Below are 26,480 nucleotides of genomic sequence, written 5' to 3'. Positions count from 1 at the left end.
ATCGGGAGCTGGCGAGCGAACGAGCAGGTCATGCCGGGTTCTCCAACAGCCAGGTGAGCAGGGCCTTCTGGGCGTGCAGGCGGTTCTCCGCCTCGTCCCAGACGCGGCTGCGCGGGCCGTCCAGGACGTTCGCGGCGATCTCCTTGCCCCGGTAGGCGGGCAGGCAGTGCAGGACGATCGCGTCGGGGGCGGCCAGCGCGAGCAGCGCCTCGTCCACAGCGTAGGGCTCGTAGAGCGAGGTGTCCTTGCCCTCCTGCCCCATCGACACCCACGTGTCGGTGGCGAGGACGTCGGCTCCGGCGGCGGCGTGCTTGGCGTCGGCGGTGACCAGGACCGACCCGCCGGTGGCGGCGGCGATCTCGGTGGCGCGGGCGACGACGGCCGGGTCGGGCGGCAGGGACTCGGGGGCGGCGACGCGGACGTGCATCCCGGCGGTGGCGCAGCCCAGCAGGTAGGAGTGGGCCATGTTGTTGGCGCCGTCGCCGAAGTAGGCGAGGGTGGCGCCGGCCAGGTCGCCGCGGTGCTCCCTGACGGTCTGCAGGTCGGCGAGGATCTGGCAGGGGTGGAACCGATCGGTGAGGGCGTTGACGACCGGGACGGCGGTGCCCGCCGCCATCTCCTCGATGCGCTCCTGCCCGGTGGTGCGCCACACGATGGCGCTGACCTGGCGTTCCAGGACGCGCGCGGTGTCGGCGACGGTCTCGCCGCGGCCGAGCTGGCTGGTGCCGGTGTCCAGGACCAGGGCGTGGCCGCCGAGTTCGGCGATGCCGACGGCGAACGAGATCCGGGTGCGGGTGGAGGGCTTGTCGAACAGCACCGCGACCGTCTTCGGGCCGGCCAGGGGCCGGCGGGCGAACCGGTCGGCCTTCATGGCGGCGGCCAGGTCCAGGACCTCGGCCTGCTCGGCGGGGGTGAGGTCGTCGTCGCGGAGGAAGTGCCGGACCATCAGCTGCGGTTCTCCTTCTGGGCGGCGTCGAGGACGCCGGGCAGGGCGTCGACGAACAGGCGGGCCTGTCCGGCGGTGAGGATCAGCGGCGGGGCGATCCGGACCGCGTCGGGCTGGACGGCGTTGACGAGGAACCCGGCGGCGCGGGCGGCGGTCTCGACGGCGGCCGACCTCTCGGCGGTCAGGACCAGGGCGCGCCACAGGCCCCGGCCCCGGATGCCCTTCAGGAGCGGGTGGTCGATGGCGGCGACGCCGTTGGCGAGGATCTCGCCGACGGACTGGGCGTTGGCGAGCAGGTCGTCCTTCTCGACGGTGGTCAGGACGGCGAGCGCGGCGGCGGCGGCGATCGGGTTGCCGCCGAAGGTGCTGCCGTGGTCGCCCTTGGCGAAGGTGTCGGCGTGCTCGCCGAACGCCAGGCACGCGCCGATCGGCAGCCCGCCGCCCAGGCCCTTGGCGAGGGTGAGGACGTCGGGGCGGGCGCCCTCGTGCTGGAAGGCGAACCAGGCGCCGGTCCGGCCGATGCCCGACTGGATCTCGTCACCGACCAGCAGCGCGCCGGTGGCGTCGCAGATCCGGCGGGCGGCGGCGAAGTAGCCCTCCGGGGGCGGGACCACGCCGGCCTCGCCCTGGGTGGGTTCCAGGAACACCGCGACGCAGTCGCCGGTCACGGCCTTCTCCAGTGCGTCGGCGTCGCCGTAGGGCACGAACCGCACGTCGAGGGCGAACGGTCCGAACGGCTCGCGGATCGACTCCTTGCCGGTGAGCGACAGCGCGCCCATGCTGCGGCCGTGGAAGCCGTTGCGGGTGGCCACGAAGTAGGAGCGGCCGGTCCGCTTGCCGTACTTGATGGCCAGCTTGAGCGCGCACTCGTTGGCCTCGGTGCCGCTGCTGGTGAGGAACACCTTGCCGTCGCCGCCCGCCAGGTCCAGCAGCCTCTCGGCGAGCCGGACCTCCGGTTCGTGCAGGAACAGGTTGGAGGTGTGGGCGAGGGCGGCGGCCTGGGCCGACACGGCCTCCACCAGGGCGGGGTGGCCGTGGCCGAGGGAGGAGACGGCGATGCCCGCGATCAGGTCGAGGTAGGCGTTGCCGTCGGCGTCCCAGACCTTCACCCCCTCCCCCCGGGCCAGGGCCAGCGGCGGAACGCCGTAGTTGGGCATGAACGCGGCCTGGTACCGCGCCCGGAGTTCGTCGTTTCGGCTCATGGGTGGGGCGCTCCAGCGGGGGCGGGCAGGACCATCGTTCCGATGCCCTCGTCAGTGAAGATCTCCAGCAGCAGGGAGTGCGGGACGCGGCCGTCCAGCACGTGCGCCTGCGGGACGCCGCCGCGGACCGCGTGCAGGCAGGCCTCCATCTTGGGGACCATGCCCGACGTCAGGTCCGGCAGCAGCGCGGCCAGCTCGTCGGTGGTGAGGTGGTCGATGACGTCGTCGCTTTCGGGCCAGTCGGCGTACAGGCCCTCCACGTCGGTGAGGACCACCAGCTTCTGGGCGTCCAGCGCGACGGCCAGCGCGGCGGCGGCGGTGTCGGCGTTGACGTTGTAGACCTCGCCGTCGTCGCCGCGCGCCACCGACGACACCACGGGGATGCGGCCGTCGTCCAGCAGCGCGCGGACCGCGCCGACCTGCACCTCGACGATCTCGCCGACCTGGCCGATGTCGACGGGGGCGCCGTCGACGATGGCGGGCTTGCGTTCGGCGGTGAACAGGTTGGCGTCCTCGCCGGACATGCCGACCGCGAACGGCCCGTGCCGGTTGATGAGGCCGACCACGTCCCGCTGGACCTGGCCGACCAGCACCATCCGCACGACCTCCATCGCCTCGGGCGTGGTGACGCGCAGCCCGGCGGTGAAGCTGGACTCGATCCCGGCCCGGTCGAGCGCGGCGTTGATCTGCGGGCCGCCGCCGTGCACGATCACCGGCTTCAGCCCGGCGTAGCGCAGGAACACCACGTCCTCGGCGAACTGGGCGCGCAGTTCCGGGTCGGCCATGGCGTGGCCGCCGTACTTGATGACGACGGTCGTGCCGTGGAAGCGCTCCAGCCACGGCAGCGCCTTGATGAGGGTCTCGGCCTTGTCCATCACCCCGGCACGGTTCTTGCGCATCCGGGCGTTCGAAATGGTCTCGCTCATGTGCTGTACGCCGAGTTCTCGTGGACGTAGTCCGCGGTCAGGTCGGTGGTCCAGACGGTCGCGCTGTGGGGGCCCGCCGACAGGTCGACGGTGATGGACACGTCGCGCGGGCGCAGGTCCACCTTGTCGCGGTCGTCGCCGAACGAGCCGTCGCGGCACACCCACACGCCGTTGATGGCGACGTTGATCTGGTCGGGCTCGAAGACCGCGTCGGTGGTGCCGACCGCCGACAGCACCCGGCCCCAGTTGGGGTCCTCGCCGTGGATGGCGCACTTGAGCAGGTTGTTGCGGGCGATCTCGCGGCCGACCACGACGGCGTCGCGTTCGCTGGCGGCGCCGATCACCTCGATGGCGATGGCCTTGGACGCGCCCTCGGCGTCCACCAGCAGCTGGCGGGTGAGGTCGTGGCAGACCTCGGTGAGCAGCCGGGTGAACTCCTCCTCCTCGGGGGTGACGCCGGTCGCGCCCGAGGCCAGCAGCAGGACGGTGTCGTTGGTGGACAGGCAGCCGTCGGCGTCCAGGCGGTCGAACGACACGCCGGTGGCGGCGCGCAGCGCCCGGTCCAGGGCCTGCGCGGGCAGGTCGGCGTCGGTGGTGAGGACGCAGAGCATGGTCGCCAGGGACGGGGCGAGCATGCCCGCGCCCTTGGCCATGCCGCCGATCATGTAGCCGTGCTCGCTCTGCCGGAACGCGATCTTGGCGACGGTGTCGGTGGTGCGGATCGCGTCGGCGGCGGCCAGGCCCCCGTCGCCGCGGGTGAGCTCGTTCGCGGCGGCGTCGACGCCGGGCAGCAGCCGGTCCATCGGCAGCCGTTCGCCGATCAGGCCGGTGGAGCACACCGCGACCTCCCCGGCGGAGGTGTCCAGGACCGCGGCGACCCGCTCGGCGGTGGCGTGGGTGTCCTGGAACCCGGCGGGGCCGGTGCAGGCGTTCGCGCCGCCGGAGTTCAGCACGACGGCGTGCAGGCGGCCGCCCTGGAGGACCTGCTGCGACCACAGCACCGGCGCGGCCTTCACGCGGTTGGTGGTGAAGACCCCGGCGGCCGCGCGGGAGGGCCCGTCGTTGACGACCAGGGCCAGGTCGCGGGCTCCGCTGTCCTTCAGTCCGGCGACGACGCCGGCGGCGCGGAACCCCTGGGGGGCGGTGACGCTCACGGGGCAACTCCGATCGTGGTGAGGCCGAGCTGTTCGGGCAGGCCGAGGGCGAGGTTGGCGCTCTGCACCGCGCCGCCCCCGGTGCCCTTGGTGAGGTTGTCGATGGCGATGACGGCGACGACGCGTCCGGCGTCCTCGTCCAGGGCGACCTGGACGAGCGCGGTGTTCGCGCCGAGGGTCATGGAGGTGGCGGGCCACCGTCCCTCGGGCAACAGGCCCACGAACGGCTCGCCGTCGTAGGCGGCGGTGTAGACGTCGCGCAGCGCGGCGGCGGTCAGGCCCGGCGCGGCCTTGGCGGTGCAGGTGGCCAGGATGCCGCGGCTCATCGGCGCGAGCGTCGGGGTGAACGAGACGGTGACCGGCTCCCCGGCGACGGCGCTGAGGTTCTGGATCATCTCGGGGGTGTGGCGGTGGACGCCGCCGACGCCGTAGGCGCTGACCGAGCCCATGACCTCGCTGCCCAGCAGGTGCGGCTTGAGGGCGCGGCCCGCGCCGGAGGTGCCGGAGGCGGCGACCACGACGACGTCGCCGTCGACGATCCCGGCGGCGAACGCGGGGAACAGCGCGAGCGTCACGGCGGTCGGGTAGCAGCCGGGGACGGCGATCCTCCCGGCGCCGGCGAGCACCTCGCGCTGGCCCGGCAGCTCGGGCAGGCCGTAGGGCCAGGTCCCGGCGTGCGGGGAGCCGTAGAACCGCTCCCAGTCGGCGGCGTCGCGCAGCCGGAAGTCCGCGCCGCAGTCCACGACCAGCACGTCGTCGCCGAGCCGTTCGGCGATCGGGCCGGACTGCCCGTGCGGCAGGGCCAGGAAGACCGCGTCGTGGCCGGCGAGGGTGTCGGGGGTGGTCTCCTCCAGCACGCGGTCGGCCAGGGATCGCAGGTGCGGTTGGTGCGTTCCCAGCTCGGTGCCCGCGTTGGAGCCCGCCGTCAACGTCCCGATCTCGAACTCTGGATGGCCGGCGAGGATGCGCAGCACCTCGCCGCCCGCGTACCCGCTGGCGCCGGCCACGGCTACCCGGATTCCCATGCTCTGCCCGCCCTTTCCTGGAGGTGAGCAAGAGTATGCACGACACTGCATGAACATGCAATACGGGCGTCCGTCACTCTCACCATACGGACAAGCCTCCCTACCGTCCGCTACTTAGATCCCTAAAGATTTGACACCTAAAAATCAGAGGGTTAAGAAGGTGGGCATGGTGATCGTGCGACGGCCGCGTCCATACTCCGAAGACCCCCGCGACACGGCCGGCCGCGACGATCCGCCGACCGAGGCCGCCTCCCGCCGGGACGGCGGCTCCCCCCGATCCGGCCTCCCTCCGGAAGGAGCCGGCGCATGACGCCACCCTCCCCCGGGCCCGCCATCCGCACGGTGGACCTGCGCAAGACCTACTCCAGCCCGCGCGGCGACGTGCACGCCGTCCGCGGCGTCGACCTCGAGGTCGCCCCCGGCGAGTTCTTCGGGCTGCTCGGCCCCAACGGCGCGGGCAAGTCCACGACCATCGGCATGCTCACCACGCTGGTCGTCCCGACCGGCGGGACCGCCGAGGTGTGCGGCTTCGACGTCGTGCGGCGGCCCGTCGAGGTCAAGCGGCGCATCGGCATGGTGTCGCAGAACAACACCCTCGACAACGACCTCAGCGCGTTCGAGAACCTGGAGTTCCGCGGGCGCTACTTCGGCCTGTCGGCCAGGGACGCGCGGCGGCGCGCCGACCAGCTGCTGGAGATGTTCAACCTCACCGACCGCCGCAAGGGCAAGCCGCTGGAGATGTCGGGCGGCCAGGCCAAACGCCTGATGATCTGCCGGGCGCTGGTGCACCGGCCCGAGGTGCTGTTCCTGGACGAACCCACCGCCGGGCTCGACCCGCAGACCCGCGTCAACCTGTGGGAGGTGCTGCGCGGCCTGCAACGCGAGGGGCAGACGATCCTGCTCACCACCCACTACATGGAGGAGGCCGAGGCCCTGTGCGACCGGGTCGCGGTCGTCGACCACGGCGAGGTCCTCGCCGAGGGCACCGTCGCGGGCCTGACCGAGACCGCCGGGGCCGACACCGTCATCACCGTCGTCTACGACGGCCCGGTCCCCGACACCGTCAGGACGCTGCGCGACCGTGACGGCGTCGGGAAGGTCGAGGTCAACGGCGAACAGGTGCGGGTGTTCGCCCACTCCCCCGACGGGCTGCTCGGCGAGCTGGTCGCCGCCGGGTCGGCCGCCGGGGTCGGCGTCACCGACGCCTCCCAGCTCCGGCCCAGCCTGGAGACCGTCTTCCTCACCCTCACCGGACGGGAGTACCGCGAATGAGCGCCGTTTCCCCCACCGACACCGCCGCCCTGGCCGCCCCGCCCGCGCGGCCGACGCTGGCCCGCACGTTCTGGGCGATGATGGCCCGCGAGGTGCGGGTGATGCGCAAGAACTTCGTGTCCACCTTCACCCGCGTCATCGCCCAGCCGCTGCTGTTCGTGTTCGTGTTCGCCTACGTGCTGCCGAAGATCGGCACCGGTGGCGCGATGTTCGCCCAGCAGGGGAGCGGGCCGACGTTCTCCACCATCCTGGTGCCCGGCATGGTCGCCTCCTCGATCGTCATGCAGGGCATCATGGCGGCGATCTTCCCGCTGATGATGGAGCTGACCTGGCAGCGCTCCATCACCGACCGGGCGCTGGCCCCGGTGCCGGTCCCGCTGCTGGGCGTGCAGAAGATCATCGCGGCGGCGACCCAGGCGTTCGTCGCCGGGCTGCTGGTGTTCCCGGCGGTGCTGTTCATCCACGCCGAGGGCCAGGGACCGAGCGTGCACATCGACGACTGGCCGCTGTTCCTGCTGATGATGGTCACCGGCTCGCTGCTGTCGGGGGCGGGCGGGCTGCTGCTCGGCACGCTCATCGACCCGCAGAAGTCGCAGGTGCTGTTCACGATCGTCCTGCTGCCGATGACGATGCTCGGGTGCGTCTACTACCCGTGGGCCGCCATGGACGGCATCCGCTGGCTCCAGATCGCCACCCTCGCCAACCCGATGGTGTACCTGAGCGAGGGGCTGCGCGCGGCGCTGACCCCGCAGGTCGAGCACATGCCGTTCTGGGCGTACGGATCGGTGCTGGTGCTGGGCACGGCCGTGGTGATCTGGTGGGCGACGCGGACGTTCACCAAGCGGGTCCTCACCTGACCGCGGTGCCGTCAGGCCCACCCCGCGGACGGTGTCCAGGTCCATGGGAGTGAGCGCGGCCGGTTCCTGGCGTCGAGGGCATGAAGCCGTTCGCACCGGCCGCGCTCCTGGGCGCGGGTCTCCTCCTGCCCTCCGCGCCGTCCGCCGCCGCGTCCCCCTCGCGCGGCGCGGTGGTGTCCTCCGAACGGGTCGCGCGCATGAGCGCCGACCGGGTACGCGCCCACCTGGCGCGCGTCCATCCCGCCCTCGCCTCCCCGCTCCCCCGGCACGCGGTGGACGTCCACCGCGTCGTCCACCGCACCGTCGACCAGCGGGGGCGGCCCACGACCGCCAGCGGGGTGGTCGCGCTGCCCCCGGGCGCGGCGGGGTCCGCCCCGTCAGCTTCGGGCACGGCACCCACGCCGCCCGCCACATCGCCGGATCCGTCGCCGAGGACGGGCAGGGCCGGGTCGCGGCCGTCTACTTCGCCGGAGCCGGGTACGCGGGCGTCGCGTCCGACTACCTGGGGCTCGGGCGGGAGTCGGGGTTCCACCCCTACGGGCACGCGGCGTCGGAGGCGAGCGCGTCGCTGGACATGCTGCGGGCCACGCGCGCGTGCCGGTGCGGCTGATCGGCGCGTCCGGGGACGAGCAGGTCGCGTTCGGCAACACCGGCCCCTGCGCGCGGGACCTGCGGAAACGGGGCGCCGGGCCGGCCGTCGTGGACTACGGCCGGGCGACCGACCACTTCGGGACCGCGTTCCGCGGCCTGCCCGACGCCCCGCGATGGTTCCGCTCCCTGCGCTGGTCGCCACGGCGCCGGTCACATCGGTTCCACCTCCGTCAGCCCGGTCCGCCGGTCGACGCGCAGCCAGCGGGTGATCCCCAGGGTGCGCAGGAACGGCAGGTCGTGGCTGACCACGACCAGCGCCCCCCGGTAGGCGTCCAGCGCCTGGGACAGCTGCCGGACGCTGGCCATGTCGAGGTTGTTGGTCGGCTCGTCCAGCATCAGCAGCCGCGGGGCGGGCTCGGCCAGCAGCAGCGACGCCAGCACCGCGCGGAACCGCTCCCCTCCCGACAGCGTCCCGGCGGGCCGGTCGGCGCGGTCGCCCCGGAACAGGAAGCGGGCCAGCCCGGCGCGGACCGCGTTCACCGACGCCGCCGGGGCCTGGGCGCGCACGTTGTCCACGACGCTGCGGGCATCGTCGAGCACGTCGAGGCGCTGGGGCAGGTAGCGGACGCCGTCCACGCCCCGCCTCACCGCCACCCCCTCGGGCGCGTCCGGCCCCGCGAACGCGCGCAGCAGCGTGGTCTTGCCCGCGCCGTTCGGCCCGACCAGCGCGATCCGTTCCGGCCCCCGGACGATCAGCTCCGTCAGGGTGCCGGGCTCGGGCTCGGGCGCGGTCAGCCCGGTGACGGTGAGGACGGTGCGGCCCGCCGGGACCTCGGTGGCGGGCAGCTCGATCCGGATCGCGGCGTCCTCGCGGACCGCCTCCTCGGCCTCGGTCAGGCGTTCGCGGGCACCGGCGAGCCGTTCCTCGTGCAGGAGGCGGTGCTTGCCCGCCGAGACCTGCGCGGCGCGCTTGCGGGCGCCGACGAGGATCTTCGGCAGGCTTCCGCTCTCGCCCACCTTGTTGCCGTAGCGGGCCCGCCGGGCCAGCTTCACCTGGGCCTCCTCCAGCTCCCGCCGCTGCTTGCGCAGGTCGGCCCCGGCGGTGCGGACGGCCTGCTCGGCGGCCCGCCGCTCCACCTCCAGCAGCTCCTGGTAGTCCGACAGGTTGCCGCCGAACACGCGGACGCCGCCCTCGCGCAGGTCGGCGATCTCGTCCACGCGGTCCAGCAGCTCCCGGTCGTGGCTGACGACGACCAGCACCCCGGTCCAGGAGTCGACCGCCTCGTACAGGCGGCGGCGCGCGTCCAGGTCCAGGTTGTTGGTCGGCTCGTCCAGCAGCAGCACGTCGGGGCGGGCCAGCAGCAGCGCGGCCAGCCCGACCATGGTGGTCTCGCCGCCCGACAGCGTCGCCACGGTGCGGTCCAGGTCCAGATGGTGCAGGCCGAGGCGGTCGAGCTCGGCGCGGGCGCGCTCCTCCACGTCCCAGTCGTCGCCGACGGCGGTGAAGTTCTCCTCGGTGGCCTCACCGCGTTCGATGGCGTGCAGCGCGGCACGGGCCGCGCTGATGCCGAGCAGGTCGGCGACGGTGCGGGCGGTACCGAGCGGGAGGTCCTGTGGCAGATAGCCGACGCTCCCGGCGACGTCGACCGAGCCCGACGCGGGTCTCAGCTCCCCCGCGATCAGCTTCAGGAGCGTGGACTTGCCCGCCCCGTTGACACCGATCAGGCCGGTGCGGCCGGTGCCGAACGCGGCGTCCAGCCCCTCCAGCACGAGCGTGCCGTCCGGCCAGCCGAAGGTGAGGTCGGAACAGACGACGGCGAAAGACATGGGCGGTCCTCCATGATGGTTCGGGACTTGCGGGAACACATGGAGACACCGCGGAACGCGTAGCGCGTCCGGAAGGCATGGGAAAGCCCGGTGAACGAGAGTCCACTGAGGTTCGAGGATGCGCGAGCCGAAAGCGGCTACGGCGCGGTGTCTCGACCTCAGATCTCCAAGGGACTCCCCTACTGGGCGGCGATGTGACCAGGCCACTGTACCCCCGGCCGTTAACGCAACGCAAGGAGCGATTAGCGGGCCGGGCCACGGATGCCGGCGGCGACGCCGGGCAGCAGCGTCATCACCACCGTCCCGGCGTGCTCGTCGGCGTGCAGGACCCGCGGAACGCCCGGCAGGCCGTAGACGTGGACCTCCTTGGGGAGCTTCCACCGCCCCCGCTCCGCGTACACCTTCACGATCACCGCGTGCGGGGGACGATCTCGCTCGCCGCGATCCCGGGTCAGGCCCGTTCCAGGGCGGCGCGGGCACGCCCGGCACGGCCACGCCGGAAGTCCTCCGATTTCACGGGGATGCCCCCGCGCACGGTGGCGCGGGGGCACGTGCCGGGTGTTCTAGAAGAAGCCGACGACGCGGCGCAGCCGCCCGTCCGCCGCGATCTCGGCGGCGTCGTAGCCGGTGGCGGCCGGTTCCGCGCCGGGCGCGCCGAGCCGCCAGGTGAACAGCACGTGGCCGTGGTGCGCGCCGAGCACCTCGCCCAGCTCGAAGCGCAGGTCACCGAACCGCTCCTGCGCCCGGTCGATCGCCTCCGACAGCGCGGCGTGGCCTTCCAGGCCCTCGTAGTCGGGGTCGCTGTAGACGGAGTCCTCGGTGAGGGCGGCCTCCATCGCGGCGGCGCGGCGGGCGGCGTCCCGCTCGTTCCAGACCTCGATGTAGCGGCGGACGACGGCGGTGGTCTCGGTGGTGACGGTCATGACGTGATCTCCTCGGGAACGGGGCGGGCGGTGGAGGAAAGGGGTTCGGGGGCGGGGTCGGCGGGGCGGGGCAGCAGCAGGGCCACCAGCGCTCCGACGGCGGTGAGGGCGGCGGCGGCCCAGCCCGCGGCGCGCAGCCCGTCCAGGACGTCGGCGACCGGACGCGACGCGCCCGCGTCCACGGCCAGGCCCGCGTTGGCGACCGCCACGAACAGGGCCAGGAACAGCGCGCCGCCGATCTCCTTGGCGGTGGTCGCCAGGCCGGAGGCGACGCCCTGCTCGGCCGGGGCGACGCCGGAGCCCGCCGCCACGAACAGCGCGACGAACGCGACGCCGCCGGACACGCCCCACACGACGCTGCCGGGCAGCAGCGCCCAGAACGGGCCGTCGGCCGACATCCCGGCGGTGAGCGCGGCGAGCCCGGCGGCCGTGCCGAGCATGCCCGCCGCCAGCGTGGCGCGGTGCCCCCACCGGCCGACCATCGCGGGGGCGACCCACAGCGCCGCCACCATGCACACCAGCGTCAGCGGCAGAAACGCCAGACCGGCCTTCAGCGCGCCGTAGCCGAGGACCGGCTGGAGGTGGTTGGTCAGCACGTAGTAGCCGCCGCCGAGCGTTCCCATGAACACCGCGATCACCACCATGGTCGTGACGAGCCCCCGGTCGCGCAGCAGGCGCGGCGGCACCAGCGGGTCCCGGGTCCGCGTCTCCACGACCGCCAGCGCCGCCAGCAGCAGCGCCCCGGCGGTCAGCGCCCCGGCCGCGCGCGCCGACCCCCATCCGGACTCCGGACCACTGACCAGCCCGAACACCAGGAGCGTGGCGCCCGCAGTGGCCAGCAGCGCGCCGGGCAGGTCGAAGGAGGCGCCGTCCGCCGGGCGGGGCGGGTCGGCGGGCAGCAGGCGCGGCGCGGCCAGCACGGCGATCAGGGCCAGCGGGACGTTGACGAAGAACACCCACTGCCAGCCGAGGTAGCCGGTGAGCACGCCGCCCAGCAGCGATCCGGCGGCCAGGCCCGCGCTGCCCGCCATGCCCCAGGCGCCCATGGCCCGGTTGCGCTGCGGGCCCTCGGCGAAGCCCCGGTAGATCAGCGCCAGCGTCGCCGGGGTGAGCAGCGCGCCGCCGACGCCCTGCACGGCGCGGGCCGCCACCAGCGTGCCGGGCGAGGTGGCCAGGCCGCCCGCCAGCGAGGCGACGCCGTAGAGGGCCAGGCCGAGCACGAACATCCGGCGCGCGCCGAGCCGGTCCACGGCCCGGCCGCCGAACAGCAGCAGCCCGCCGAGGCCGACGGCGTAGGCGCTGACCACCCACTGCACCGACTGGGCGCTGAAGCCGAGCGCCGACCCGAGATCGGGCAGCGCCACGTACACGATGTTGTAGTCCAAAGCCACGATGAGCTGCGTGAACGCCAGCAGGGCCAGCCTCGGCCCGGCGCGTCCGGAGGGGGATTGCACAGCGAAAATCTCCTGTACGGCAGACAATTACTACACGGCGTTCAGAGTTGCCACGCCGAACAGTAGCGCAACGCTGTAAAGTGTCAAGGGTGAACGAGCCGAAGATGAGCCGCCGCGACCGGCTGCGCGCCGAGACCAGCGCCGAGATCAAGAAGATCGCGCTGGACCTCATGGCGGCGGGCGGCACCGACGCGATCTCGCTGCGCGCCATCGCCCGCGAGATGGGCATGACGGCCGGGGCGATCTACAGCTACTACGCCACCCGCGACGACCTGATCACCACGCTGATCAGCGACGTCTACACCTCGCTGGTGGACGCCGCCGAGGCCGCGCGCGACGCCGTCCCGCCCGACGACCCCGGCGGCCGCGTCATGGCCTGGGGCCGGACCGTGCGCGAATGGGCGCTGGCCAACCCCGAGGGGTTCCGCCTCATCTACGGCGACCCGGTCGCCGGGTACCGCCCGCCCGAGGGCGGACCGGCGCGCGAGGCGCACCACCGCGCCTGCGCCGGGCTCACCGGGCTCGTCGCCGCCGCCTGGCCGCACGCCCGGGACCGCCAGGACGGCGATCACAGCTGGGACGACTTCTCCCCCGACCTGGTCGCCGAGACGCAGGCGGCCTTTCCCGGCCTGCCGCCCGCCGCCCTCGCCCTGACCCTGCGGGTGTGGGGACGCATGCACGGGCTCGTGGCGCTGGAGCTGTACGGCCACCTGTCGCTCGCCAACGACCCGGCCGCGCTGCACCGCGCCGAGATGCTCGACCTCGTCCGGTCCCTGGGGCTGCCGGATCCCTCCTGAGACGACGAAGCGGCCCGCACCCCCGGGAAGGGGATGCGGGCCGCCTCGGTGCGTCGCGTCGCTACGCGCCGCGCAGGACCGCCCCGGTGCGCTCGGCGGCCGCCGCGACCGCCGTGTCACGGGCCCGCGTCGCCTCCTCGGCCGTCAGGGTGCGGTCGGAGGCGCGGAAGCGCAGCGCGTAGGCCAGGGACTTGCGGCCCTCGCCCACCTGCTCGCCGGTGTAGACGTCGAACAGCCGGACCGACTCCAGCAGCTCGCCCGCGCCCTCGCGCAGCGCCGCCTCCACCTCGGCGGCCGCGACGGAGGCGTCCACCACCAGCGCCACGTCCTGGGTGGCGACCGGGTAGGTCGCCACCGGCCGGGCCGTCACGTCGCGGGGCTCGCCCAGACCGCGCAGCTCCAGCTCCATCGCGCAGGTGCGCGGCGGCAGGCCGTACGCCTTGACCACGCGCGGGTGCAGCTCGCCGGCGTGCCCGACCAGGGTGTCGCCCGCGTACAGCGCCGCGCAGCGGCCCGGGTGCCACGGCTCGTGCCGGTCGGCCCGCACCGTCAGCTCCACGCCCGCCTCGGCGGCCACCACGCGGGCGGCCTCCACCGCGTCGGCCCAGTTCGCGGGGCGGCCCCCGCCCCACCAGCCGGACGGCTCGCGCTCGCCCGCCAGCACGACCGCCACCCGGCGCGGCTGGTCCGGCAGCGCGGCGTCCACCGAGGCGATCTCCTCGGCGGACGGGCCGCGGTCCACCGGCAGCCGCGGCGCGACCTTCGGCGCGTCCGGGCGGGGCCGGAACACCACGCCCAGCTCGAACAGCGCCAGGTCGCCGAAGCCGCGGCCCACGTTGCGGGTCAGGGTCCTCAGCAGCCCCGGCAGCAGCGTGGTGCGCAGCAGCGGCTCGTCCTCCGACAGCGGGTTCGCCAGCCGCAGGGCGTCGCGGCGCGCGTCGCCCGCCGGAAGCTGGAGCGCGTCCCAGTCCTTCTCGGAGGCGAACGGGTAGTTCAGCACCTCGACATAGCCCGCCCCGGCCAGGGCGCGGCCGACGCGGCGGCGCAGCCGCTGGTCGGCGGTCAGCCCGCGACCGGCGACCGGGCGCGGCGCGCGGGACGGGATGTTGCGGTAGCCCTCCAGCCGGATGACCTCTTCGGCCAGGTCGTTGGGGTCGTTCAGGTCGGGACGCCACGACGGCGGCGTCACCGTCAGCGTCTCCTCCCCCTCGACCCGGCAGCCGACCTGCTCCAGGCGCCGCACGACCGTGGCGCGGTCGTAGTCCACGCCCGCGACCCTCGCCGGGTGGGCGGCGGCCATCGTGACCGTGCGGGTCTCCACCGGGGCCTCGGCGTGCGTGACCCCGGGCACGATCTCCGCGCCGCCCAGCTCGGCCAGCATCCGCACGGCCCGGTAGGACGCGTACAGCGGCAGCTCGCGGTCCACGCCGCGCTCGAACCGGTAGGACGCCTCGCTGTGCAGCTTGTGCCGCCGCGCCATGCGGGCGACGCCGACCTCGTCGAAGTGCGCGGCCTCGACGACCATGTCGGTCGAGGCGTCGTCGATCTCGGTGGCCAGCCCGCCCATCGTGCCCGCCAGGGAGATCGCGCCCGATCCGTCGGTGATCAGGACGTCCTCGGGGTCGAGGGCGCGCTTGACGTGGTCGAGGGTCTCCAGCCTCTCGCCCGGCTCGGCGCGGCGCACCACGATCGGGCCGGTCAGCTTGGTCCGGTCGAACGCGTGCAGCGGCTGCCCCAGCTCCAGCATCAGGTAGTTGGTGACGTCCACCGCCAGCGACACCGGGCGCACGCCCGCGCGGAACAGGCGCGTCCGCATCCACAGCGGGGTGGTGGCGTTCGGGTCGAAGCCGCGGACCTCGCGCAGCACGAACCGGTCGCAGGCGGTCGGGTCGGCGATCGACGCCGGGTACGACCCGCCCTCGCCGGTCGGCGGCTCCACTTCGGCCGGGTCCCGGAACGGCACCCCGTAGGCGATGGCCGCCTCGCGCGCCAGGCCGCGGATCGACAGCGCGTAGCCGCGGTCCGGGGTGACGGCGATGTCCAGCACGTCCTCGCGCAGCCCGAGCAGCCCGATCGCGTCGGTGCCCGGCTCGGCGGTGCCCTCCGGCAGCACCAGGATGCCGGAGTGGTCGTCGCCGATGCCCAGCTCGGTCACCGAGCAGATCATGCCCTCGGACATGCGGCCGTAGGTCTTGCGCGCGCCGATCTTGAAACCGCCGGGCAGCTCGCCGCCCGGCAGGATCACCACGACCAGGTCGCCGGCGGCGAAGTTGGTCGCGCCGCACACGATGTTCTGCGGCTCGCCGGTGCCGTTGGCCGCGCCCACGTCCACGGTGCAGAACCGGATCGGCTTCTTGAAGCCGGTCAGCTCCTCGACGGTCAGCACCCGGCCGACCACGATCGGGCCGGTGATGTCGATCCCGGCCCGCTCGACCGTCTCGACCTCCAGACCCGCGTCGATGAGCTTGGCCGCCAGCTCGCGGCCGGTGACTCCCTCGGGCAGCTCGACGTACTCGCGCAGCCAGGAAAGCGGGGCCCGCATCAGATCTCCGTCCCGAACGGGAGGGTGAACCGCACGTCGCCCTCCACCATGTCGTGCATGTCCTCAACACCGTGGCGGAACATCAGCGTCCGCTCCACGCCCAGGCCGAACGCCCAGCCGCTGTACCGCTCGGGGTCGATGCCGCAGGCCGCCAGCACCCGCGGGTTGACCATGCCGCAGCCGCCCAGCTCGATCCAGCCCTCCGAGGAGCAGGTCCGGCAGGCGGGCGCGCCCACCTCCACCGACCGCCCGTGGCACACGAAGCACAACATGTCGACCTCGGCCGACGGCTCGGTGAACGGGAAGTACGACGGCCGCATCCGGGTCTTCAGGCCCTCGCCGAACATGCCGTTGACGAACGCGTCGATCGCGCCGCGCAGGTCGGCCATCGTCAGGCCCTCGTCGACGGCCAGGCCCTCCAGCTGGTGGAACACCGGCGTGTGGGTGGCGTCCAGCTCGTCGGTGCGGAACGTGCGGCCCGGCGCGACCACGTACACCGGCAGCTCCCGCGACAGCATCGCGCGGACCTGCACCGGCGAGGTGTGCGTGCGCAGCACCACGTCGGTGTCCTCCGACTCCACGAAGAACGTGTCCTGCATGGAGCGGGCCGGGTGGTCGGGCTTGAAGTTCAGGGCGTCGAAGTTGAACCAGCCCGCCTCGACCTCCGGGCCCTCGGCGACCTCGAAGCCCATGGACACGAACACGTCGGCCATGCGGTCCTGGAGGGTGGTCAGCGGGTGCCGGGCGCCGCGCGGGGCGCGGTCCCAGGGCAGGGTGACGTCGACGGTCTCCTCGACCAGGACGCGCTGGTCGCGTTCCTCCTCCAGCTCGGCCTGGCGCCGCTTGAGGGCCTGGGCGACCGCGCCGCGGGACGCGCCGATGCGCTTGCCCGCCTCGGCGCGGGCCTGCGGGGGCAGCGCGCCGATCTCGCGGTTGGCCAGCGCCAGCGGGGAGCGGTCCCCCGCGTGGGCGAGGCGGACCTGCTTCAGCTCGTCGAGGTCGCCCGCGGCGGCGATCGCCGCCAGGGCCTCGTCGCGGGCGCGTTCGAGCGCTTCGGGCTGCAACGCGGACACCTCGACGGGGTCGTAGGACTTGTTGGGTGCAGACATGGTGGTGTGAGAACTCCGGTCGGCGTGGGACGTCCGCAGTCTAGTGCTCGGACGGTGAGGATCCGGAAAGCGTGCGCGGTACGCGCCGCCCGCCCGGGGCCCGGCGACGAGGGTGGACCGGTCGCGTGGACCGGCTCGGCTAGCTCGTCGCGTAGTCGGGAGCCCCTGCGGGCAGGGTAAATCGGAACTCGGCGCCGCCCCCGGGGGCGCGCTGCACGGTGATGGTGCCGCCGTGCGCCTCGACCAGGCCCTTCACGATGTACAGGCCCAGGCCGGTGCCGCCGCGGCGGTTGCCGCCGGGACCGCGCCAGAACTGCCGGAAGACGCGCTGGGCGGCCTCGGGCGGAATGCCCTCGCCCTCGTCGCGCACCGACACGGCGGCCCCCTCCTTATGCGCGTCCGGCTCCACCACAATGGTGACAGTACCAGCGCCGTGCCGCACCGCGTTTTCGACCAGGTTGGAGAGGATCTGGTCGATCTTGTCGGGGTCCAGCCACATCTCCGGCAGCTCGCCGCGCGTCTCGAAGTGGAAGCGGTCCTCGGGGTCCCCGGCCGCGACCCGGCCCGCGATGACCTTGCGGACCTCCTCGGCCAGGTCCACCACCTGCCGGTGCATCTCCAGCCGCCCCGCCTCGATGCGGGACACGTCGAGCAGCTCGGTGATCAGGCGGGTGACGCGGTCGGCGTCGGCGTTGACGGTCTCCAGCATCACGCGCTTCTGGTCGTCGTTGAAGCGGTGCCACTTGGCCAGCAGCGTGGCGGTGAAGCCCTTGACGCTGGTCAGCGGGGAGCGCAGCTCGTGCGCGACGGTGGAGACCAGGTCGGCGCGGTCGCGTTCCTGGCGGGCGCGGTGCGCGGCGTCCCGCAGCGCGATCGTGAACCGCTCCACGCGGCCCCCCGCGCCGCGCCGGTAGCGGGCGGTGACCAGCAGCTCGGTGCCGCCGGGCAGGAACAGGGAGCGTTCGGGGTGGCGGGTGCGGGTGGCCAGGCCCTCGTAGGGGGCCAGGCACTTCCACCAGTCGCGGCCCTCGGCGTCGTGCAGCGGCAGCACGTCGCGGAAGTCGCGGCCCAGCGCGTCGGCCGGGTCGACACCGGTCATCCGGGCGGCGGCGGCGTTGAACGCCACGACCCGCGCGCAGTCGTCGGCGACCACCAGGCCGTCGGGCAGGTCGTCGATCCCCACCTCGCCGCCCGGCGCCTCGTCACCTGGCACCTCGCCGCCTGGTACCTCGTCGCCCGGCACCGGGGAACCGCCGGCGGGCGCGCGCGGCGGCACGTCGGGGGATTCCTCTCCGCCCACAACGGCCTCCCGAACACCGGTGCAACACGCCGCCTGTCGACAACAGACTCTATCCGGAGTCGGCGGCGTTACGGGACCCGACGAACCCCTCCCGGAAAGCCTTTTGTGACCTCCGCGTCGTCCCGTCCCCGCCGCGGCGTCCCCACGGTCCCCGCACTCCCCGCCGTTACCGGCGTGGGGTCACGGGCACGGACGCGGGCACGGTCATGGGCACGGTCACGGGCGCGGGGCGGGTGCGTCGGCCGCGTCGTGCCGGTCGGTGACGAACAGCCGGTGCAGCCCGGTGACGCGCAGCAGCTTGAGCTGGGCGGGCCGCACCCGGACGAGCCGGACCTCGCCGTCCTGCTCCCGCACCAGGTTGTGCACCGCGACCAGGGCCCCCAGCCCGGTCGCGTCGCAGAACGACACCTCGGCGAAGTCCACGACCAGGCGGCGGAAGCCGGCGGCGTGCAGCTCGGTCAGGCGGGTGCGCAGCGTGTCGGCGGTGCGCAGGTCGATCTCTCCCGAGACCGCGGCCACGGCCGTGTCGCCCTGCGCGCGGGCCAGCACGACCCGCAGGTCGCCGGGCTCGCCCAGCTCCCGCACGTCGCGCACCGGGAGCGCGGCGCGCGCCCGGAGGTGCGCCGACGGCCACTGCGTCGACGACCACTGCGCCGGTCGCGGCGCCTGCCGCTGGGCCGGGTGCGGCCGGCAGCGCACTCCCGGGCTCCGTCGGCCCGGCCGTCCGGCCGCCCCGTTGTCGTCGGTCATCACGTCAGCCCCCACTTCGCACGGCGTGTTCGCCGCCTTCACCAACACCGTAGGCAACCCGTGTGACACTCGGATCCGCCAGCGGGTTGGTCTGCGCTCCTACTTTGGTACGAGCCTTGGAACGGGCTTTACCGGGACTTGGCGTCCCCGGGGTCCCGCGGCCGTTCCGGCGCGGTCCCGCCACCGCGCGCGAACCATCCTTCCAGGTCACATGCCAGAAAAGGAGGTCCGTCGCGACCGCTTGTGGTCAGATGGACACGTAACGTCCCTGTGACGTTCCCGCGCACGCCCCCCGCGCGCCGCTCAGGAACGCTGGGCGCGGGCCGAGGCGTACAGGCAGACCGCGGCGGCGGTCGCCAGGTTCAGGCTCTCGGCGCGGCCGTAGATGGGAACGCGGACGACCTCGTCGACGTTGTCGAGGATCTCCTCGGGCAGACCCCACGCCTCGTTGCCGAACACCCAGGCGGTGGGCCGGGCCAGCAGTCCGTCGTCGATGGAGTCGTCCAGGGTGCGCTTGCCCGCGCCGTCGGCCGCCAGCACCGTCAGGCCGGTGCGCCGCAGCTCGGGGATGAGCGTGTCGAACCGGGGCCCGGTCACCACCGGCAGGTGGAACAGGCTGCCCGCCGAGGCGCGCACGCACTTGCCGTTGTAGGGGTCCACCGAGGCGTCGGTGAACACCACCGAGTCGGACCCGGCGGCGTCGGCGGTGCGCAGGACCGTTCCGGCGTTGCCCGGGTCGCGCACGTGCGCCAGCACCGTGACCAGCCGGGGCGTGGTCGCCAGCGCGGCGTCCAGGGAGACGTCGAGGAACTCGCAGACCGCCAGCAGCCCCTGCGGGGTGACGGTCTGGGCGAGCTCGGCCATGACCTCGCCGCTGACCCGCAGCACCGGGACGTCGGCGCGCTCGGCGGCCGCCACCAGGTCGGCGTGGCGGGTCTCGGCCTCGGCGGTGGTGAACAGCTCGGCCAGCCCGCCGGGGATCGCCAGCGCCTCCCGCACCGCCTGCGGCCCCTCGGCCAGGAACCGGCGCTCCCGGCGCCGGAACGCGCGTTTGGCGAGCCGTCGAGCCGCCTTCACCCGGGGTGATCGGACAGAGGTCAGCTCGCGGCCCGCCATACGTTGATTACTCGCTATCTGTCTCGCTGTCGGAGAGGCCGGGTTCAGGCGGCCTCGCTGCCCTCGGCGGGCAGCGCGTCCTTGGCGACCTGGACCAGGGCGGCGAACGCCGCGGCGTCGTTGACGGCCATCTCGGCCAGCATGCGACGGTCGACCTCGACCTCGGCCAGGCGCAGGCCCTGGATGAGGCGGTTGTAGGTCATGCCGTTGGCGCGGGCGGCGGCGTTGATCCGCTGGATCCACAGCCGACGGAACTGGCCCTTGCGGTCCTTGCGGTCCCGGAAGGCGTAGGTCATGGAGTGGAGCTGCTGCTCCTTGGCCTTGCGGTACAGGCGCGACCGCTGGCCGCGGTAGCCGCTCGACCGCTCCAGGACGACCCGACGCTTCTTGGCGGAGTTGACCGCCCGCTTCACGCGTGCCACGTGTTGTACTCCTTCGTGGGGGCCGGTGACTCGGGCACCGGCCGGTCGTACGGATTGCTGGTCGGAGAGCTACTTACTTGCGCAGCAGCTTCTTGATGTTCTTGGCGTCGGCCGGGGCCACGACCGCCGGGCCGTCCAGGCGGCGGGTGCGCTTGGTCGGCTTGTGCTCGAGCAGGTGGTTCTTGTTGGCGCGGCGGCGCATCACCTTGCCGGAGCCGGTCAGCTTGAAGCGCTTCTTGGCACCGCTGTGGGTCTTGGTCTTCGGCATGGTCGCCGTCGTCTCCTCTACTCGTGGCCTCCGCGCGGCGGCACGGAGGCGCGCCTGAACGGGCGCGCTGCTACATGTCACGCGGCACCGCGCCTGGACAGGCTCAATGTACGTGCGTCTCGGACCCGCTCGGGGCGGGGCCGTCGGGAACGGAGGCGGCCCCCGGTCGACGTCGCGACCGTGTCGCGGCGTCCGGCGGGCCGTCTCCGGTGGCCCGGCAGGACCGCTCAGGCGGTCCCGGCGTCCGACTCCTGCTGAGCGCGGCTGTCGCGCTCGGCCTTGGCCTCGGCCTTGGCTTCGGCCTTCTTCTTGTGCGGGCCGATCACCATGATCATGTTCCGGCCGTCCTGCTTGGGACGGGACTCCACGAAGCCCAGCTCCTGGACGTCCTCGGCGAGCCGGTTCAGCAGGCGGAAGCCCAGTTCGGGTCGCGACTGCTCACGACCGCGGAACATGATCGTCACCTTGACCTTGTCCCCGGCCTTCAGGAACCGCACCACGTGACCCTTCTTGGTCTCGTAGTCGTGCGGGTCGATCTTCGGCCGGAGCTTGATCTCCTTGATGATCGTGTGCGCCTGGTTCTTCCGCGCCTCACGCGCCTTCATCGCGGACTCGTACTTGAACTTGCCGTAGTCCATGAGCTTCGCGACGGGCGGGCGCGCGGTGGGCGCCACCTCGACGAGGTCGAGGTCCGACTCACGCGCGAGTTCAAGGGCCTTGGCGATGGGCACGATGCCCACCTGTTCGCCGTTCGGGCCGACGAGCCGGACCTCTGGCACGCGAATGCGGTCGTTGATACGCGGTTCGGCGCTGATGGGACCTCCCTGGGGCCATGACTTGGAGCGTTGTGCTGTGGGACCGGTCGTACCCCGGGCAGTCCATGCGAAAAGCCCCGTACGACTCGCATACGGGGCCACCTTCGGTCGCCGCGTCGCCGGAGGCGACGCGAACGGAACGTCGCCGACGAGGGCGACGCCGGACCGAGACCCGCCAACCTGTACGGCCGGCTAGGTGGGAGGTGGCCTCCGCTTGAGCGCCTGGGGCGGTCCGTCGGTGAGGACGGTCCTTCCAGGCCGGTCGACCACCAAGACTATCACCTCGTCGCCGGTGCGGCGAACGGCGTCCGCGGCGCCCGCGCGCGCCCCGTCCGAGGCTTCCGCCGGACCTCTCGGCCGGTCCGTCCGCGCCGGGCGGGCGGGCGGGGTGACGGTCTTGTGCCCGCGGGGAGCGTTCCGGGGGCGGGCGCGCGGGTTACGTAGAGGTCAGGACCGCCTACCGGAGGCGCCAGCGATGCCCTTTCCCAGGACCGTGCCGCCGCTCCGGCTGGAGTTCGCGCAGAAGGCCTTCATCGTCGACGACGGCCGGCTGCTGCTGGTCCGCAAGACCGCCGCCGACCCCCGCCATCCCGGGCGCTGGGAGGTGCCCGGCGGGCGGCTGGAACCGGCCGGGGACCTGGGACTGGACGACCACATCCGGCGCGAGGTGTGGGAGGAGGTCGGGCTGAAGGTCGATCCGGGCCCGCCGTTCCACCTGTGGCAGTGGTTCATGCCCGACGAGCGCTCCGGGGACCGGGTGCGGGTGGTGGCCGCCGCGCGGGTGTGCCGCCCCCGCTCGCTGGAGCCGACCGTGCGGAACCAGACCCCCACCGACCACCTCGCCGACCCCTCCTGGGTGCCGATGGACGAGGTGTGGGGCTACGACCTGATCCCGGACCTGCGGCCGGTGGTGCGGGCGTTCCTGCGACTGCACGCGGGAGGCTGAGTGGATCTCGTCCGTCCCACGGGGACGCCGGTGGACCGCCCCGGGCTCGACGGCGTCGTGGAACGGCGGTTCGGCCTGGTGGTGATGGGCGACGTGCGGATCGAGGTGCGCGCCGCGCTGCCGGAGGTGCGGTTCACCGAGCTGACCGCCGACCGCCTCACCTACGCGCCCGCGCGGATCATGGTGGCCGGGACGGCGGTCAACCTGGCGCGGCGGGCCACCGGCTACTTCCGGCGGATCGCGGTCACCGGGAAGATCGGCGACGACGACTTCACGCCGTTGATCCGGCGCGAGCTGCGGCGGCTGGGCGTGCGGGACCTGCTGCGGGCCGAGCCGGGGGCCGCCAACGCCGTGTCGGTGATGCTGCGCGACCGCGCCACCGCGGACGGGCCGGGGGTGCGGCTGCTGGTGGCCGAGGAGCACGCGCCGTCGCGGCGGCTGACCGAGGCCGACGTGCGGCGCGCCGCCGGGGAGATCCGCCGGGCCGACGTGCTGTTCACCGACGGGTACTCGCTGCTGTCGCCGATCTCGGCGGCGGCGCTGCGGCGGGCGGCGGCGATCGCGCGGCGGGCCGGGACGCTGGTGGCCTTCGACGTGGTCCCGCACGACGTGGACGCGCGGCTGCCCGCCGCCGAGGTGACGCCGGTGCTGGAGCTGGCCGACATCGTGGTCACCGAGGCGGCGACGGTGGCGCGGCTGCTGGGGCGGCCGGCGCCGGTGGAGGCCGGGGAGGTCCGGGAGCTGCTGCCCGCGCTGGACGCGCTGGTCCCGGGACGGCCGCTGTGGCTGCTGCGGTTCGGGCCCGGCTGCCTGGAACGGGTGCTGGCCCACCAGCGCGACCGACTGGAGCTGGAGTACGCCACCGGGTACGGGGAGGGCGTGGAGCGCGCCGGGTTCGGTGACCGGCTGACGGCCGGGGAGCTCTACTGGTGGCTGTCGGCGCGCTCCGGCTGACCGACGAGTTCGGGCCGACCGACGGGTTCGGGCCGGCCGGCGCACAGCGGGCGCAGCGTCTCCAGGGTGCGGCGGAAGCGGGCGCGGCTCTCGGGCAGCCCGAACGTCTCCTGCCAGCGCCACGTCCCGGGACCGTACAGCGCGGTCGTCACCGCCCAGCGCAGGAACTGGCTCGGCACGCCGTCGCCGGGGTGGACGGTGGCGGTGTCGTCCTCCTCCACCAGCAGGTAGGAGCGGCCCGCCCGGTGGCGTTCGCGGAGCGCGTCGTGCGACCCGGCCTCGCCGCGCAGGCCCCGGCCCTCCAGCACGGCGCGGACCCCGGCGGTACCGGGCACCAGGTGCCAGTGCGCGTGGTCGATGCAGGCGCCGCCGCCCTGCGGGCTGCCCGGACCGTGCTCGAAGAGCACCAGGTCGGCGCTGCCGTAGGCGGCCAGGTACAGCCCCGCCACATGGTCGCGCCAGCGCCGGGCGCGGGCCCACAGCCCGGGGTCGAACGTGCCCGCGCACGCGTGGTGCTCGGCGGTGACCAGCAGCAGGTGCCCCTCGGCCAGCGGCGCCAGGTCCGGCATCAGGAACAGCCGGTCGTCGGCGGCGAGCACCCCGTCCGCGCCGGGCAGGTCGACCATGGCGTTGAGCCGGAAGCGCAGCGGCGGGCACAGTACGCAGTCCGCGCCCGCCCGGCCGTCGTTGTCCCTGACCTCCATGACGGCGGCCTCCTCGCGATCGGTTACCGAACGTGTCCCCCCAGAACCGGCGGCGATCTGTGCGGGCGGGGTCAGACCACCGGGACCTCGAGGTTGCGAAAAGTGGCCTGACGGGAACAAATCCCTTGGAAGGCAGGCCCCGTGAACACTCCCCCTCTCATCCCCCCGGCGATCCGACCGGCGCCGCCCGTCGCCGATCCCGCGCCCGGTGTCGCCGTGCTCGACACGGCCGTGCTGTCCGCCCGTCTGGACGAGTCGTTCGACGTGCTGCGCGACACCTACGCCAGCGCGCAGGGCACGGGCGGCGGCTGGTACCACGAGCTGACCCGGCCCGAGCCGGGCGCGACCGCCACCGCGCTGGGACTGCTGGCGTTCGTCGAGGCCAGACGGCCGTTCGAGCACTTCGACGAGGGCCTGGCGTTCCTGGCGGCGCGGCAGTCGGTGTCCACCGAGCCGCTGCGCGACGGCGGCTGGGCCACCAAGACCAGCCTGGGCATGCCGGTGGTGGAGGCCACCGCGTGGATCGCGCGGTTCCTGGCGTCGGCCCGCTGCGACCTGCGGCCCGGCGCGCCCGACCTGCGGCGCGCCCACCGCTGGCTGCTCCGCAACCAGAACGCCGACGGCGGCTGGGGCTCGATGCACGGCTGCCCGTCGCGGACCTGGCTGACCTGCCTGGCGCTGCGGGCGCTGGTGCGCCTGGACCCGTTCGAGCCCGCCGTCACGCACGGCGTGGAGTGGCTGACCGCCGACCGCACCCTGCACCGGCCCGCCTGGGGGCCGACGCCGACCGCCGCGCCGACGGTCACGCACACCGCGTTCACGCTGCTGACGCTGGTGGAGGCGGCCCCGGACCGGCGCGACGAGCGGGTGCTGGCCGCCTACGACTGGCTGCGCGAGCACCTGGACCCCGCCGGCAGCGACGTGTGGATCGAGACCTACGACGTCGCCCCGCACGGGCCCGCCGCCAAGCCGGTGTGGCGGCTGGCGCTGTGGCACTACGGGCTTCCGCTGGCGCTGGCCGCGCTGTTGCAGGACCCGCGCGGCGTGCCGGGGCCGCTGGTGGGGCGGGCGTTCCGGACGCTGATGCGCGAGGAGGTCGTCGATCCGCGCCTCGGCGGCCTCGGCGGGGACGGCCTGTCGTCGCTGTGGACGCTGTGGTGGCGGCTGGAGGCGTTGAACGCGCTGTCGCGGCCGCCGCTGCTGCGCGACGGGGACCTGGTGTACTGGCTGCCGGACGCGACGGTGGTCCAGCACGCCCACGCCCGGGGGCGGCCGCTGAGCAGCGTGCTGCCGGGCCGCGCCCACCGGCACGTCCTGCGGCTGCTGCGGCGGCACTGGGCGGCGCTGGCGCTGGCGCTGGTCGCGCTGGGCAGCCTGGTCGGGGTGGCCGTCGACCTGTGGGACTGGCGCGACTTCTGGCTCAGCGTCATCCTGCCGATCGTGCTGACGGTCATGCAGGAGGCGATGAAACGCCGCCGGACACAGCAGCAGCCGCCGCCGGCGGTGCGCTAGCCGCCCGCCCGGCGGGCGAGCTCGGCCTCGCCGGCGGCGCGCATCGCCGCCACCGGGACGTCGTCGCGGCCGGTCATCAGCGTCACCTGCCGCACGGCCTGGTGCAGCAGCATCGCGAACCCGCCGACGACCGTCGCGCCCGCCGCCGTGGCGGCCTCGGCCAGCGGTGTCGGCCACGGCGCGTACACCACGTCGAACAGGGCCGCGCCGGAGGCGGCGACCGGTTCGGCGAACGCGTCGGCGGCGGCGCCCGGCAGCGTGTTGACCACCAGCGCGGACGGCGGCAGCTCCGGCACCCGGTCCAGGGTCTCCACCCGCACCGCCAGCCCGAACCGCTCCCCCACCGCGGCCGTCCCGGCGGCGCGTTCGGGGCTGCGCACCGCCAGGGTCGCCCCGGTCAGGCCCATCCGGGCCAGCGCCGCCAGCGCGGAGGCGGCGGTCGCGCCGCCGCCCAGCACCAGCGCCGAGGCGGGCGCGGCCACGCCCGCCTCGGTCAGCGCGGCCACGATCCCGTGCACGTCGGTGTTGTCGGCGTGCCGCCGCCCGTCGCGCAGCACCAGCGTGTTGGCCCCGCCGACGCCCGCCGCCAGGTCCGTCACCGTGTCGGCCAGCTTCAGCGCGACCCGCTTGAGCGGCATCGTCAGCGACAGCCCCGCCCACTCGGGGCCCAGGCCGTCCAGGAAGCCCGCCAGCCCGTCCTCGCCGCACTCGAACGCGTCGTAGCTCCACCCGTCCAGGCCCATCGCCGCGTACGCCGCCCGGTGCAGCACCGGCGACAGCGAGTGCGTGATCGGCGAGCCGAGCACCGCCGCCCGTGAGGTCATAGTGTCTTCACCCGGTCACTCATTGTAGTTATGCCTGCGCGGGGCCTAGGATCGCTGTTCGCGCCGTGGCCCCCGCACGTGTACCCCCCGTGAAGGAGACATGATGACACGCCCCCGGCTCGCCGCCCTCACCGCCGCCTCCGTCCCGGCGGTGGGGCTGGCCGTCGCGCTGCTGGCCCCGTCGGCGGCCCAGCCCCCGCCCGCCGGGCGGTCCCTGGCGGCCGACCGGCCGCGCGAGGCGGGG

At 74.1% G+C, this 26,480-nt stretch carries 25 protein-coding genes; 6 read left to right on the top strand and 19 right to left on the bottom strand.

Annotation, left to right across the window (positions count from 1 at the left end):
• Positions 1–28: 28 nt before the first annotated feature.
• The 5 genes from argF to argC are packed head-to-tail and all read right to left on the bottom strand — an operon-like array spanning position 29 to position 5,253.
• Positions 29–946, bottom strand: coding sequence for an ornithine carbamoyltransferase (argF, locus tag AKI01S_RS35140; protein WP_067827746.1), 918 nt, complete (start codon positions 944–946; stop codon positions 29–31).
• Complete coding sequence (locus AKI01S_RS35135) at positions 946–2,148, bottom strand: acetylornithine transaminase (RefSeq protein ID WP_067827743.1); 1,203 nt, start codon at positions 2,146–2,148, stop codon at positions 946–948. Before AKI01S_RS35135 ends, argF begins: the two co-directional genes overlap by 1 nt.
• Entirely contained in the window at positions 2,145–3,047 is a 903-nt protein-coding gene (gene argB / locus AKI01S_RS35130) for an acetylglutamate kinase (RefSeq protein WP_067827739.1), read from the bottom strand. The genes AKI01S_RS35135 and argB overlap by 4 nt, the downstream gene beginning before the upstream one ends.
• Positions 3,048–3,070: 23 nt before the next feature.
• Positions 3,071–4,228, bottom strand: coding sequence for a bifunctional glutamate N-acetyltransferase/amino-acid acetyltransferase ArgJ (gene argJ, locus AKI01S_RS35125; RefSeq protein WP_067827734.1), 1,158 nt, complete (start codon positions 4,226–4,228; stop codon positions 3,071–3,073).
• A complete protein-coding gene (gene argC / locus AKI01S_RS35120; protein WP_067827730.1) occupies positions 4,225–5,253 on the bottom strand; it encodes an N-acetyl-gamma-glutamyl-phosphate reductase in 1,029 nt (342 codons plus the stop codon). Before argC ends, argJ begins: the two co-directional genes overlap by 4 nt.
• Positions 5,254–5,559: 306 nt before the next feature.
• Between argC and AKI01S_RS35115 the strand changes: the two genes are divergently transcribed.
• Both AKI01S_RS35115 and AKI01S_RS35110 read left to right on the top strand, forming a co-directional pair.
• Positions 5,560–6,525 carry an ABC transporter ATP-binding protein gene (locus AKI01S_RS35115; protein ID WP_067827727.1) on the top strand — a complete coding sequence of 322 codons (966 nt, stop codon included), beginning with the start codon at positions 5,560–5,562 and terminating at the stop codon, positions 6,523–6,525.
• Positions 6,522–7,382, top strand: a complete 861-nt coding sequence (locus AKI01S_RS35110) for an ABC transporter permease (RefSeq protein ID WP_084000560.1) — start codon at positions 6,522–6,524, stop codon at positions 7,380–7,382. Before AKI01S_RS35115 ends, AKI01S_RS35110 begins: the two co-directional genes overlap by 4 nt.
• Before the next feature lie 801 nt (positions 7,383–8,183).
• Here the strand turns inward: AKI01S_RS35110 and AKI01S_RS35105 are convergent.
• From AKI01S_RS35105 to AKI01S_RS35095, 4 genes are all read right to left on the bottom strand, one after another.
• Positions 8,184–9,800 (bottom strand): ABC-F family ATP-binding cassette domain-containing protein, encoded by a 1,617-nt coding sequence (locus tag AKI01S_RS35105; RefSeq protein WP_067827724.1) that lies wholly within the window; start codon positions 9,798–9,800, stop codon positions 8,184–8,186.
• Positions 9,801–10,042: 242 nt separating this feature from the next.
• Positions 10,043–10,213 carry a hypothetical protein gene (locus AKI01S_RS51130; protein WP_157420377.1) on the bottom strand — a complete coding sequence of 57 codons (171 nt, stop codon included), beginning with the start codon at positions 10,211–10,213 and terminating at the stop codon, positions 10,043–10,045.
• Between the two features lie 150 nt (positions 10,214–10,363).
• Entirely contained in the window at positions 10,364–10,723 is a 360-nt protein-coding gene (locus AKI01S_RS35100; RefSeq protein WP_067827719.1) for a nuclear transport factor 2 family protein, read from the bottom strand.
• Entirely contained in the window at positions 10,720–12,177 is a 1,458-nt protein-coding gene (locus AKI01S_RS35095) for an MFS transporter (RefSeq protein ID WP_157420376.1), read from the bottom strand. The genes AKI01S_RS35100 and AKI01S_RS35095 overlap by 4 nt, the downstream gene beginning before the upstream one ends.
• An 89-nt stretch (positions 12,178–12,266) precedes the next feature.
• Here AKI01S_RS35095 and AKI01S_RS35090 point away from each other — a divergent pair, with 89 nt between their 5' ends.
• Complete coding sequence (locus AKI01S_RS35090; protein ID WP_245681911.1) at positions 12,267–12,974, top strand: TetR/AcrR family transcriptional regulator; 708 nt, start codon at positions 12,267–12,269, stop codon at positions 12,972–12,974.
• Between the two features lie 61 nt (positions 12,975–13,035).
• On the opposite strand, the gene pheT is transcribed toward AKI01S_RS35090, so the two are convergent.
• The 8 genes from pheT to infC all read right to left on the bottom strand — a co-directional run bounded on the left by pheT (position 13,036) and on the right by infC (position 21,278).
• Complete coding sequence (pheT, locus tag AKI01S_RS35085; RefSeq protein ID WP_067827713.1) at positions 13,036–15,516, bottom strand: phenylalanine--tRNA ligase subunit beta; 2,481 nt, start codon at positions 15,514–15,516, stop codon at positions 13,036–13,038.
• Positions 15,516–16,625 (bottom strand): phenylalanine--tRNA ligase subunit alpha, encoded by a 1,110-nt coding sequence (pheS, locus tag AKI01S_RS35080; RefSeq protein ID WP_067827709.1) that lies wholly within the window; start codon positions 16,623–16,625, stop codon positions 15,516–15,518. The genes pheT and pheS overlap by 1 nt, the downstream gene beginning before the upstream one ends.
• A 139-nt stretch (positions 16,626–16,764) precedes the next feature.
• Complete coding sequence (locus tag AKI01S_RS35075) at positions 16,765–17,925, bottom strand: sensor histidine kinase (RefSeq protein WP_174567441.1); 1,161 nt, start codon at positions 17,923–17,925, stop codon at positions 16,765–16,767.
• Between the two features lie 216 nt (positions 17,926–18,141).
• Positions 18,142–18,675 (bottom strand): STAS domain-containing protein, encoded by a 534-nt coding sequence (locus AKI01S_RS35070; RefSeq protein ID WP_084000559.1) that lies wholly within the window; start codon positions 18,673–18,675, stop codon positions 18,142–18,144.
• 303 nt (positions 18,676–18,978) lie between these two features.
• Positions 18,979–19,791, bottom strand: a complete 813-nt coding sequence (locus tag AKI01S_RS35065; RefSeq protein WP_067827706.1) for a TrmH family RNA methyltransferase — start codon at positions 19,789–19,791, stop codon at positions 18,979–18,981.
• A gap of 44 nt (positions 19,792–19,835) precedes the next feature.
• The gene (gene rplT / locus AKI01S_RS35060) at positions 19,836–20,213 is read right to left on the bottom strand and encodes a 50S ribosomal protein L20 (protein ID WP_067827701.1); all 378 of its coding nucleotides are present in this window, start codon (positions 20,211–20,213) and stop codon (positions 19,836–19,838) included.
• 73 nt (positions 20,214–20,286) lie between these two features.
• Positions 20,287–20,481, bottom strand: coding sequence for a 50S ribosomal protein L35 (gene rpmI / locus AKI01S_RS35055; protein ID WP_067488686.1), 195 nt, complete (start codon positions 20,479–20,481; stop codon positions 20,287–20,289).
• A gap of 227 nt (positions 20,482–20,708) precedes the next feature.
• Positions 20,709–21,278 carry a translation initiation factor IF-3 gene (infC, locus tag AKI01S_RS35050; protein WP_305790811.1) on the bottom strand — a complete coding sequence of 190 codons (570 nt, stop codon included), beginning with the start codon at positions 21,276–21,278 and terminating at the stop codon, positions 20,709–20,711.
• Positions 21,279–21,771: 493 nt separating this feature from the next.
• Here infC and AKI01S_RS35045 point away from each other — a divergent pair, with 493 nt between their 5' ends.
• Positions 21,772–22,242, top strand: a complete 471-nt coding sequence (locus AKI01S_RS35045) for an NUDIX domain-containing protein (protein ID WP_084000557.1) — start codon at positions 21,772–21,774, stop codon at positions 22,240–22,242.
• Entirely contained in the window at positions 22,243–23,196 is a 954-nt protein-coding gene (locus tag AKI01S_RS35040) for a PfkB family carbohydrate kinase (RefSeq protein WP_067827691.1), read from the top strand.
• Here the strand turns inward: AKI01S_RS35040 and AKI01S_RS35035 are convergent.
• Entirely contained in the window at positions 23,166–23,900 is a 735-nt protein-coding gene (locus AKI01S_RS35035; protein ID WP_067827685.1) for an HIT family protein, read from the bottom strand. The two genes, AKI01S_RS35040 and AKI01S_RS35035, sit on opposite strands and share 31 nt — an antisense overlap.
• Before the next feature lie 141 nt (positions 23,901–24,041).
• On the opposite strand from AKI01S_RS35035, the gene AKI01S_RS35030 reads away from it, so the two are divergent.
• Positions 24,042–25,412: a prenyltransferase/squalene oxidase repeat-containing protein gene (locus AKI01S_RS35030; RefSeq protein WP_067827683.1), complete on the top strand. Its 1,371-nt coding sequence runs from the start codon at positions 24,042–24,044 to the stop codon at positions 25,410–25,412.
• Here AKI01S_RS35030 and AKI01S_RS35025 read toward each other — a convergent pair.
• Positions 25,409–26,236: a shikimate dehydrogenase gene (locus tag AKI01S_RS35025; protein WP_067827680.1), complete on the bottom strand. Its 828-nt coding sequence runs from the start codon at positions 26,234–26,236 to the stop codon at positions 25,409–25,411. The genes AKI01S_RS35030 and AKI01S_RS35025 overlap by 4 nt on opposite strands.
• Between the last annotated feature and the right edge of the window lie 244 nt (positions 26,237–26,480).

Origin of the sequence: Actinomadura kijaniata NBRC 14229 (assembly GCF_001552175.1) — a bacterium.
In the GTDB taxonomy this organism is placed as follows: domain Bacteria; phylum Actinomycetota; class Actinomycetes; order Streptosporangiales; family Streptosporangiaceae; genus Spirillospora; species Spirillospora kijaniata.
This window is presented reverse-complemented; position numbering and strand designations above follow the sequence as displayed.